Annotated in this window: 7 protein-coding genes and 1 pseudogene; 5 read left to right on the top strand and 3 right to left on the bottom strand. The window is 67.2% G+C overall.

Annotated features, from left to right (window positions below):
- Positions 1-512 precede the first annotated feature (512 nt).
- Positions 513-2,837 (bottom strand): FxSxx-COOH system tetratricopeptide repeat protein, encoded by a 2,325-nt coding sequence (gene fxsT, locus ACH41F_RS41755; RefSeq protein WP_391245457.1) that lies wholly within the window; start codon positions 2,835-2,837, stop codon positions 513-515.
- A gap of 1,564 nt (positions 2,838-4,401) precedes the next feature.
- Here fxsT and ACH41F_RS41750 point away from each other — a divergent pair.
- The 5 genes and pseudogenes from ACH41F_RS41750 to ACH41F_RS41730 all read left to right on the top strand — a co-directional run.
- Entirely contained in the window at positions 4,402-6,432 is a 2,031-nt protein-coding gene (locus ACH41F_RS41750; RefSeq protein WP_398839857.1) for an NACHT domain-containing protein, read from the top strand.
- A gap of 250 nt (positions 6,433-6,682) precedes the next feature.
- Positions 6,683-6,844, top strand: coding sequence for a hypothetical protein (locus ACH41F_RS41745; RefSeq protein ID WP_391245450.1), 162 nt, complete (start codon positions 6,683-6,685; stop codon positions 6,842-6,844).
- Between the two features lie 143 nt (positions 6,845-6,987).
- Positions 6,988-7,296 carry a transposase gene (locus ACH41F_RS41740; protein WP_391245448.1) on the top strand — a complete coding sequence of 103 codons (309 nt, stop codon included), beginning with the start codon at positions 6,988-6,990 and terminating at the stop codon, positions 7,294-7,296.
- Positions 7,293-7,712: an IS3 family transposase gene (locus tag ACH41F_RS41735; RefSeq protein ID WP_391245445.1), complete on the top strand. Its 420-nt coding sequence runs from the start codon at positions 7,293-7,295 to the stop codon at positions 7,710-7,712. The genes ACH41F_RS41740 and ACH41F_RS41735 overlap by 4 nt, the downstream gene beginning before the upstream one ends.
- 18 nt (positions 7,713-7,730) lie before the next feature.
- A pseudogene (locus tag ACH41F_RS41730) lies at positions 7,731-7,847 on the top strand (hypothetical protein); the annotation flags it as partial.
- A 34-nt stretch (positions 7,848-7,881) separates the two neighbouring features.
- On the opposite strand, the gene ACH41F_RS41725 reads toward ACH41F_RS41730, so the two are convergent.
- On the bottom strand, positions 7,882-8,511 hold the full coding sequence (locus ACH41F_RS41725; protein ID WP_391245443.1) for an exonuclease domain-containing protein: 630 nt from the start codon (positions 8,509-8,511) through the stop codon (positions 7,882-7,884).
- A 209-nt stretch (positions 8,512-8,720) separates the two neighbouring features.
- Complete coding sequence (locus ACH41F_RS41720) at positions 8,721-9,857, bottom strand: amidohydrolase family protein (protein WP_391245440.1); 1,137 nt, start codon at positions 9,855-9,857, stop codon at positions 8,721-8,723.
- Between the last annotated feature and the right edge of the window lie 1,077 nt (positions 9,858-10,934).

The following is a 10,934-nucleotide window of genomic DNA, read 5'->3' as shown; positions in this document are numbered from 1 at the left end:
CCCAGGCACTCCTCCGCCTGGCCCGCCAGCGGATCAACGTGCTGTTCGCGATGCTCCGCGACGGCACCCTCTACGAACCCAGAACCCCACGCCTCGCTTGACGAAAGACATAGAGGCACCCCCCGCCCCTCACACCGACCATCACGGATTAACGCCACCCGCCGCCACACCCGGCGACCGGCCCACCGGACCCGACGCCGTCATGAGGACCTCAGCAAAGTCCTCACCGAAGACCGCACCGTCGAGGACGGCCGCGCCCGCCTCCTGCACAAACTCGCCAAGAAACACCCCACAGCCGACCGCGACCGCGACCGCCGCCGCCCCCTGGCCTCCCTCACCAACGCCCTCCGCGAACGCACCCTCCCCCCACCCACCATCACCCCCCTCAAAAGCACCTGAAGCCCCACATGACCGTCCTGGGCGCAGGTACGGGGGCGGAGCACCGTGACGCCCTCAACCTCCTGGCGATGCACTGGTAGACGGCTCCGGGCCGGCAGACCACGGCCCCAGCTTCATTCCCCCGCCCTCGGCTCCCCCTCACCCCTGACTAGCCCCTCCATCCAGGCGGCGAAACGGCGGGTATCAGGGTGATCCTCACCCCACACCCGCCGACGACACTCCAGCGTCTCCTCTGCCAGTACACGCGCCTCCCCCACCCGGCCCACATTCGTGAGGTCAACGGCCAGGTTGTGCGCCGTGCGCAGCGTGTCCGGATGTTCCACCCCCAACATCCGACGCTGCACCGCCAGCGTCTCCTCTCCCAACACCACCGCCTCCCCCACCCGACCCACCTCCGCCAGCCGGATGGCCAGATTGGACGCCGTACTCAGCGTGTCCGGGTGATCCAACCCCAACACCCGACGCCGTGTCTCCAGCGTCTTCTCATTCAGGGCGAGAGCTTCCTCGTTCCGTCCCAGCCTCCACAACAAGGCGGCAAGGTTGTTGGCGCTGGCCAGAGTGGCAGGGTGTTCGTCACCGTGAAGGCGTCGGTGGCGGGCGAGAGTGTCTTCGTTCAGGGCGCGGGCGCGTTCGTAGTCGTCGTGGGCGCGGGCCAGGATGTGGGCGGCTCGCAGGGTGTCCTCGTGGTCGGGGCCCAGCTGTCGCAGGCACGTGTCATACAGCGTTTGCAGGTGTTCCCGGGCCGGGCGGGCCTGCCCACGGTCCATCAGATACCAGCACGCATCCCCCGCCACGTCCCGGCCCAAACTGGTGGTGAGTTGGGCGGGGTCGAGGGCTAAGGCGTGCGGGAGCAGGACCTGCCAGGCCGGCCACCACCGTGGCTCATTGGATGCGCCGGGGTTGGCTGCGGTCAGGAGGGCTTCCGCGTCGGCCATCGCCTGTTCGTGCTCCTGGGCGGTCATCTGGCCCTTGAGCATGTCCTGGGTGAGGCGGTGCAGTTGGACAGTGCCGTCCTGAACACGGGCCAGACCATGCCGGGCAACCACCTCCACCGCACCCACCGCTGCCAGCCGCGAAGCGACCGCCTCCTTCAGGAGCGCAGAGGCCTGGCCGGGGAGATGCCCGGCGCAGGCGGTGAGAGGGAAGGGCTCGGGAGCCAGCAACACCAGCGCATCCACCACCGCCCCCGCGCCGGGATGGTCGCTCTCCAGGCGGGTACGGGTGAGACGGACCTGCGCGGCCAGCGCGGCCGGATAGCCAGACGGATGGCCCTGTCCCATCACCTGCACCAGATTCGCCACCAGCTCCTCACGCAGATCCGCCGCCGACAGACCCCGGGTCAGCAGTGCGGCCGCCTGCGCCAACGCGAGGGGAAGGTCGTCCAGGGCGGCTGCGATGTCGTCAGCGTCCGCGTCGGTGAGGACAGCGCCCTGAGCACGGAGCAAGGCCATCGACTCGGTGCGGGAGAAGGTGTCGACGTCGAGGGGGACGGCGTAATTCGTCCAGTGGGGGTTGCGGGACGTGATCAGCACATGCCCGGTGGAGCTGCCGGGCAGGAACGGAGCTAGCGCTTCGGGGTTTTCGGCATTGTCGAACACCAGCAGCCAGCGCGAGCGGGTCCGCAGTTCAGCAAGGAGCGCGGAGACCGCGTCGGCGAACGGAGTGCCCGCGGGTGCGGCGCCTGTGTGGAGGGCGAGCGCGGCGAGCTGATCCGGGATCAGGGCCGGGTCTTCCGCCGCGATCCACCACGCCAGCTCGTACTCGCCGGCGAACCGATGCGCGTACTCGATCGCCAGCTGCGTCTTGCCCACTCCTCCACGGCCGTGCAGGGCGTGGACGGCCACCCGCTGCCCGGACGCGAGCTTCTCCCGCATGCGGACCAGGAGACTGTCGCGGCCGGTGAACGCCGCGTTCGGCGCCGGTACATTCCATACCCGTGGAAGGCTCCCCGGCAGACGTGGTCCGCTGGCGCTCACCTGGGCCAGCATCCCCGGCGGCCGCGGCGGCGCCTGCCGGGGCCGGGACGGACCTTCGACCGCGCGCAACAACGCCTCGCGCGCGGCATGGTCGTCCAGCCCGAACAGGTCCGGGGCCAGGAGGAAACTCAGGATCGCCGGCACGGTGGTCTTGGCGATACGGACCGGGGTGATCTTCTCTTTGCTGGCGACGATGGCGGTCCACTCCGGGGTGGTGAACCGCTCCGGCTCGAAGTAGGCCGGGGAGAACAAGGCCAGGAACCGGCCCCGCTCGAGGGCGGCGTTCATCTTCAGGACGAAGTTGTCGCCCGCACCCCAGTCCCAGTAGTCCAGCTCGATGTCATGCCCGGCATCGAGCAGCTGCCAGCCCACCCACTCCGCCCACGCCCGATCCGCCCCGGCGTGGCTGATGAACCACCGCCGCTCCGACATCTCGTCAGATGCCGCCGTACCCGCGCTCATTACTCCCCCGGCCCCCGGCGCTGTGTTGAATAGCCCAGCGTAGAACCGGGACCACGTCCGCGGCAGCCGTTCGTTCTCTATCCACGACCGACCCGGAGCAGGCGGCCGCGTGGCTGGCCGACTTCCCGGCCGTCGACATCGAAGTCCTGGTGTCCCGTCCCCTGACAAGCCGATATGTACCGGGGCGGGCGCGGGTGGACCAAGCAGAAGGCGCGTCAGACCACGGAGGCCATCGCGGGCGCGGTCACCGGCAGTCTGCGAGCACCCACCACGGCGCTGCTGGGCCACTACAACACGGGCGGGCGCTTGCGGTACACCGGCCGCACCACCCCGTTGGGCGCCGTCGTCCGGCATGCCCTCGCCGACCATCTGCGCGCCGGGAACGAAGACTCGGTCCGCGTCTTGAGTGCAACGGCGTCCGGGGTGCCGTTCCAAGGGATCACGCCCCAGGTGGCGCGGGAGGTGATGCTGACGGGTCATGAGGTGGTGCCCTCCACTCGGGTGATCAGTGGAGGGCACCGTGCAGACCTGAACCGGTTAGTGTCGCGCGCTGCCGATCTGCTGAGGGTGGCGCACGACTTGGGGGGACTCGTTACTCCTCTAGGAAGGTCAGAACGACTACTCCAAGCATGAGGACGGCGAGGCATGCGCCGCCGCCGGTTGCGGATGCCGCGTAGAACGTGAGCTGCCCCACATGGCTGGCATAAATCCCCACGAGAAGGCCGACAAGTCCGGCAAGTAGGGCAACGAGCGTGATGCGAATCCCTTTGGGAATGGGCGCGTCGCCGTGGGGTCGCTGTGTACCGTCCACCTATGGGTCCTGTTCTGTGATGGGAACGCCGACCCCCCAGTGGGTCCGCCGGGAGCCGTGAGAAGTGCCCGGCGGACTCCGTGGGGGCACCCAAATCCTCCTGTGGCCGATAGCCCAACTCCTAATGCAGACGGGGATTTGTGGCGTTCTTCACCACTCACCCTTTCGGGTGGACACAGGCCCATTCGAAGGGGCGTCTAAGGGCTCAGCTACTCCTTCACCAGCACAGAAACCCACCATTCCGCCGACTGGTGACGCGCCTTGCGCAACCCTGACGGTCCTGCCGCAGTACTCCCGACTACTGCAGAAGGGGGTACGCCTTTTGGCCTACTTCAACTTGCGCAGTGAGGTAGAGGACGTGCCTGCGCCCAAAACAAGGTGACGCCGCTCGCCATTCGTCGAGGACCTCGGCGTTGACGACGGGGCCGTCCTCGAGCTCTGGCGGAAACTCCACGGAGCACAGACTGCGGTTCAACCGCTCGGCGAGCGCGGCCATGTCGACGGGCTGGTCGGCGGCGCCGGACGGGATGTCACCCAAGCCGGTGATCGCGACCGCGACGCCGGTGCGGCCACGTTCTCACTGGTCATCGATGCATCTTCCATGATCGGGAGTTACACCGAACGATGTACAGTCCCGGGGCTGTTCGTCCGCCTGGTCACGAGTGGGAGAAGTCGACGGTGCGATGAGTTCGTGGTGGCGATGATCGGAGGGTGGCAGGACTCAGGGGGCGTCGCCGGCGGCGTAGGTGGCAGGTGTTCGGGGCTCTGGGTGCCCTGGTGATCGGGGTGAGTGTCGCGTACGCGGTGCGGCAGCTGATGCACGGTGGTCTGGAACCGGGTGACACCACCGGGCTGCTGGGTCTGCCCCTGGGGGTGACCGGGCTGGTGGTCGCGGTGACGGCACTGCGTAAGCCGGTCGAGGGCAACGATGCTGAACGCGCCCGCGGTTGGGCCGCGACGCTGGCCCGGCAGGTCGAGGACGGGGAAAGCGGGGTATGGCGGCAGCTGCTGGGTGACGACACCCGACGCATCAACCTCGCCTACGACCTGCACCCCGCCGCTGCCCGCCCTGCCGTGGCGCCGACTGCTGGGCGTCTGACCGCCGACGGCTCGGGCCCGGTGACGCTGCCGGACATCGTCTCCTACTACCGTGCCACCCAGCCGCTGCGTCTGGTCGTCACCGGCGCCGCCGGCGCGGGCAAGACGGTTCTGGCCCTGGAACTGATGCTGGCTCTCCTCGACGGCCGGGCCGAGGATGCCCCCGTTCCCGTGCGTATCCCGCTGTCTCGGTGGGACACCGAAGACCAGTCCCTGCCCGAGCTGCTGCAGCAGCGGCTGGTCGAGGCCTACGACTGGCCCACCGACCTGGCCGTCGGCATGGTGCAGCACGGCATGGTGTTGCCGGTGTTGGACGGCCTGGACGAAATGGACCCGCCAGCTCCCGACGGATCCCCCGACCCTGCCGCGCCCCGCGCCACCGCCGTCGTCCGCGCCCTCAACGCCTACCAGCGCGGCCGTGACGCCGGACCTCTCATCCTGACCTGCCGTACCCACCACTACGACGCCCTGACCACGCACACTGAGGTCCTGGACGCCGCCCGCATCACCATCGCCCCCGTGGACACCACCGACGCCCATGCCTATCTCACCGACCGCGCCCTCGACCCAGCTCGCTGGCAGCCCCTGCTCGACCATCTGACCGCCCATCCTGGCGGACTCCTGGCGGCCGTGTTGTCCACGCCCTGGCGGCTGTGTCTGACCGCCACCGTCTACCACCGCGACGGCGACCCCGCCGAACTCCTCACCCTCCCCGACGCCAACGCCCTGGACCAGCACCTCCTGGCCCGCTACATCCCCGCCGCCACCCACACCGCCCCCAACCCCCACGGCTACACACCCCAGGACGTCCACCACTGGCTCCACCACCTCACCACCCACCTCGACCCCACCGGCACCCTCCCCGCCAACTCCCCCGCAGGCGCGGAAGCCACCGACCTGCTCCTGCACGAACTGTGGCCCCTCGCCGGACGCACCCGCGTCCGCACCACCGACGCCCTCCTCACCACCCTCACCGTCCTCACCGCCCTCCCCCTCGCCTGGGCTGGCCCAGACCCGACAGCAGCCGTGCTATTAACCAGCGCAGCCGCCGGTGCGATGACCACTATGGTCCGCAGCAGCCCCAACAGTCTGGCGAACCCGTTCAGGACTCCTCAAAGACGCAGGAAGCTCGCGCTCGTGCTCGTGTCCGGGACCGCGCTCACGACCACGCTCGGGAGCGTGGTCGGGCTCGTACTCGAGACCGCGCTCGGAATTCCGAGGGCGATTCCGGCCGGGATCGCAGTCGGATTCGTTCTCGGGCTCGCAAGCGGGTTCATGGCCGAACTGGAGCAGGAGCCGGACGCAAATCTCGGAGCCCGGGCCCTCGTTAGGAACAATGCCCTGCTCGGGATCGTGGGCGGGACCGTTGTCGGGATCGCGGTCGGGACTACGCTCGGGATCACCTTCGGGCTCGCGCTAGGCATCGCATACGGGCTCTCAGTCGGGGTCGTGGCTTCGGTCGCGGTCGGGCTCACCTTCGGGATCACGTTCGTCGCGGGGGCCATACGGCGGTATGCAGTGTTCCTGCTCTGCTCCCGCCACCGTCTGCCGTTCCGGCTGGCTCTGTTCTTGGACTGGGCCGTTAGCGCAGGACTCATGCGCTGTAGCGGGCCCGCTTACCAATACCGCCACCGCGAGCTGCAGCACTGGCTCCGCCAACACCCCCAACCACCAGACCTGCCCTGACCACGGGACGTCGCACTGCTGCAGGTCACCGCGCCGCCCGCCCTCGTACGTGGTGCGGTTGTGAACACAGCACGGTTCGGGGTGGGGTTATCGCATCGTGACGCTGGTCGGGCCCTGGTGGTCGGGGTTCCGGTCGGGGCCGGCCGCTGGCCTGTCGTATGCGTGACGCCGCAACGGTGGTGCCGCCTCATACGGAAGGCGTCGGGTGATGGTGGTTGTGGATGCGGGTGCAGGGACCGGCTGGCGTTAGGTGCATCTGCTGATCGCGCCGGATGTGCGGATCGAGCAGACCCGTCGGCGGCTGGTCAAGCTCCGTAAGGAAGGCCTGATCGACCGGATCACGTTGCCTCAAGTCGGCCGGACGCGGGTGTGGTTCGCCACCCAGTCCAGGGCGGAGGTCGCCTCGCAGTGACCGGATCTGCGGGAGTGGCAGCCGGCGAAGCTGGGTGCGGATCGCACCGCGGCCCGGTCGAAGGTCGACCACGCCCTGACTGGGCTTGATCCGCTTTGACGGACATCTGAGATCAGGGGTTCTGCCCCGGGAGGATGTCCATCATGGAGAGCATGGGGAAGAAGAAGCCTCGGCCTCGCCGTTCGTTCACGCCGGAGTTCAAGGCCGAGATCGTCGAGCTGTGCCGACGTGGTGACCGCTCGGTCGGCCAGATCGCCAAGGACTTCGACCTGACCGAGACCGCGGTGCGGCTGTGGGTCAGCCAGGCCGAGACCGACGCGGGCGAGCGCGATGGCCTGACCAGCAGCGAACGCGAGCAACTGGCCGCACTGCGGCGGGAGAACCGCCGGCTGCGCGAGGACGTCGAGGTCCTCAAGCGGGCCACGGCCTTCTTCGCGAAGGAGACCCGGTGACGGTGCACCCGTTCATCGAGGCGGAGAAGCGTGCAGGTCACAGCGTCAAACGAGCGTGTGAACTGCTGCAGGTCTCCCGAGCCGCCTTCTACGCCCGCTGCACCGGCAAGCCCGGCCCGCGAGCGGTCCGCGACGCTGAGCTGCCCGAGAAGATCGCCGAGGTCCACGATCGGTCCCGCGGGACCTACGGGGTCCCGCGCATCCACGCCGTCCTTCAACGGCAGGGCGAGGACTGCGGGCACCGCCGCATCGCCCGACTGATGCGCACTGCCGGACTGCAGGGCCGGCACCGCAGGCGACGGCAGCTGACGACGATCCCCGACCCGCGGGCCGCTGTCCGGCCCGACCTCGTCGTCCGGGACTGCGCTCCCGACCCGGGCGGCCTGGACACCCGCTGGTGCGGTGACATCACCTAAGTTGCCACCGACGAGGGCTGGCTTTATCTGGCCACCGTCATCGACATCGCCTCCCGCCGCGTGGTCGGCTGGTCCACCGCCGACCACCTGCGGACCGAACTGGTCGCAGACGCCCTCCGGTCTGCCCGCCGCGCGGCGGGGCGGCGGCCCGACTGGGCCAGGTCCTCGCTCACTTCCACGTGGCGTAGGGATGCATGGCGTCCTCGAAGGAGCAGGCTTGGAGCCATGCCCGGGCTCGGAGGGGATCGTTGTAGTGGCGTCGTAGCTCCCGTTCGAGGACGCCGCGGTCGAAGGGCGCGTTGTAGGCCACGCAGCGGCGACTTGTGATGAGGCGGGTGAGGTCGGGCAGGAGCGTGCTGAATGTGTGGGAGGCGGAGACCCGGCTGTGTGTGATGCCGTGGAGCCGAGCTGCGGCGGGTTCGATGTCGTTGAGCGGATTGATGACTTCGTCGATCAGCGCGGTGCCGTAGCGGTCAGTGAGGCCGATCTGGACGGCCCAGGCGTCGCCGAGGCCGGTGGTCTGCACGTCGAGGACCAGCAGCCGAAGGTCGTCGAGGCATGTGCGCGCCCATCGGCGTACGCGCTCACGTTCCTCGGGCCAGGTCGGCGGGCGGCGCAAGGCGCGCACAGCGTCGTCAAGGCGGAGGTGACGCTCGCGCGTCGACTGCACGTACCAGACTCCATCGAGGTCGACCTGCGCGTGAAGGGTTCCCAGGTAGCGGGTGTCGTCGTAGGCGGCCCAGCTGGGCCGGTCGGTGTCGAACGCGGCCGGGGCGGTGCTGACATCTGTCAGGACCACCGACGCCTCCGGCATCCACCTCTGCGCCGCCGGCCGGCCTGGTCCTCGAGCTCGTCGTGACCCGCCGCGGCAAGGCCAAGATCGGATCAAGGAGACGTGGCCACGGATGGAAAGACGGTAAGGGACGAGGATGCGTGGCTGTGCTTCGCGGCTGGGTCGGGGCAGTTGCTGCGGCCGCCGAAGGCACGCACCTGGTCACCGCTGGCGTATCACTGCATGGACACTTTCATTCTGAACAGTTTTTCCGCATTTCGGAACGCGATCTTTTCCTTGTCTTCGCGTGGCAAATCAACTCCGCGGAACCAGTCGGTCTGCTCCTTTATGTCCGCGAACGGGTAGTCGGTTGCGAACATCACTCGATCCACGCTTATGTACTTCAGCAGGAGATCGAGCAGTTCGGTCTGGGGGAATGCGCTGGTTGTAATCCAGAAGTTGTCTTGGAAGTATTGCGCGATGGGCTTCTCGAGCGATTCTTTGGTCGGCTCGCCCATGTCATTGACGATCCGCTCGTAGTAGAAGGGAAGACCTTCGCCCATGTGGCCGATGATGATTTTCAGTTTGGGGAACCTGTCGAAAACGCCGTACGTGATCATCCGAATGCATTGGGTCAACACCTCCTGGTGCCAGCCGTATCCAGACCCACTAAAGATGTAGTCCTGGAACTCTTCCGTGTATTGAGACCGTGTGGTGCTGTAGTAGATCTTGAAGACCTCGTCAGCTGGATAGCCGGGATGCAGGTAGATCGGCACATCGAGAGCGACGGCACGTGCCAACACAGGCTCGAAATCGGGATGATCGAGATACTTCTTCGTGATGTGTCCGTTGGTCATTGCGCCGAGGAAGCCGTCTTCCCGAACCGAGCGTTCGAGCTCGTCCGCCGCCGCCTCCGGGCTCTGCAAGGGCAGGGTGGCGAAAGCCTTGAAGCGACCCGGATATTTGGCGATTGGCCCGTCTACAAGCTGCCGGTTAAGACGATAGGCAAGGTCGATGCCTCTCTGCCCAGGAACATTTTGTACGGAGGGTGTATGAGCAGAGAGGATTTGAACGTTGAGTCCCCCCTTATCCATATCGCCGATGCGGCGTCGGCCCAGATCCGAAAGGCCAATTTCCTCAAGGAACGTTATGTGATCCTGATTGATGGAGTTCAGCTTCAACAACGCGGGAGTCGAAAAGGTCTCCTCCGTGCCGATGAAGGGTAGATCCTGGTCCCGCCGCAAAATGTCCGAAGTCTTGTCCGAAATCTCGTTCTCGCTCACTTCCGAGGCAATGGCGTACGTGGACAAGCCGGCACCAATGCCAAGTGCCGTGCTGGCGGCAAGAAAGCCGCGGCGTCCCATGGACTTCATGTCAGTCCCTCTCTTCAGGCGTTTGTGTGGTGAGCTACCCGTACGGCATCCGTCTGCGAGATGCTTCAGGGGGTCTTCGCGTCCTGCTCGCGCACCGCGGCAGCGCTCAGGTCGAGGAACCACTCGCCGGTGCGCAGCGGCTGTGGCGGAGCTGACGACCGCCCGCGTGCGCGCTGTGCGGGCCGGCCGCGGCGGGCCCGCACTGTTGTCGGCGTGTGACCCCGCGTGCGGCGACAGGGAACGCCGTCGCCAGCGCCCTGGTGCCCACCCCCGAACCTCCGCAGTGGCCTATCAGGTTTCTGCATGGCCTCAACGCTAGGCCCGATTCCGTTCTGTTTCGTCATACTGCGGTCGTCATCCCTCGGGAGACAGGCGGTACGGCGTTACTCCGACTGGAGTACTCTCCAGAGCGCCATTCGACACCCGCACGACGTTCAAGGCCCGTCGCGACTGGGCCCGAAGTCCAGGGGCTGCCGGAAGATTTCAAGTGCAGTAAGACGGTCGTGACTCTATGAGGTTTGTGGTGCGGGTGCCCTGCGCTTTCCCCGAAGGTGCTGTGTCGACTGCCATCGCTAGCCTTCTACATACGAGTTGCATCGCTTATCCGCATGCCTGCTTCCCACCGAGCGAACCTGAGACGAACGTCAAAGAGCTGCTCACTCGCTCTGGTAAATGATCAGTTGTGGGAGCTTCTCGCGCCGTTGCTTCCGCCGTGGCCCGATGGAGGCGCCCGGTCCGCGGCCGGTGCCGGGCTGCATACCGGGATCGGCTGGGAAGACCTCCGCAGGAACTCGGCTGCAGTTCAGGCATGACGTGCTGGCGGCGGATCAAGCGGTGAATCAACGCCGGGGTGTTCGACGATCTGTATCGGATCCTGCTTGCCAGCTGCCCGCGGCAAACGAGATCGACTGGTCCCGGGCGGTAATCGACGGCAGCCGCATCGACACGAAAAAAGGGGGTCCCGGACCTTGAGTTCGCCCCCACTTCTAGTGTCCTGAGTCGTTAATTCGTGTGCAGTATGCGGCGAGGGTGTCGAGGATGTCGTCGGCGGTCTTCGTCCAGACGAACGGCTTGGGG

The sequence above is a fragment of the Streptomyces sp. NPDC020489 genome (assembly GCF_044386545.1).
GTDB lineage: Bacteria > Actinomycetota > Actinomycetes > Streptomycetales > Streptomycetaceae > Streptomyces.
The sequence above is the reverse complement of the archived record's forward strand: the minus strand, read 5'-3'. Positions and strand labels throughout refer to the sequence as shown.

Coding starts and splice junctions, on each gene's coding strand:
- ACH41F_RS41740 (WP_391245448.1), top strand. CDS start 6,988: ATGGAGAGCATGGGGAAGAAGAAGCCTCGGCCTCGCCGTTCGTTCACG.
- ACH41F_RS41720 (WP_391245440.1), bottom strand. CDS start 9,857: ATGAAGTCCATGGGACGCCGCGGCTTTCTTGCCGCCAGCACGGCACTT.
- fxsT (WP_391245457.1), bottom strand. CDS start 2,837: ATGAGCGCGGGTACGGCGGCATCTGACGAGATGTCGGAGCGGCGGTGG.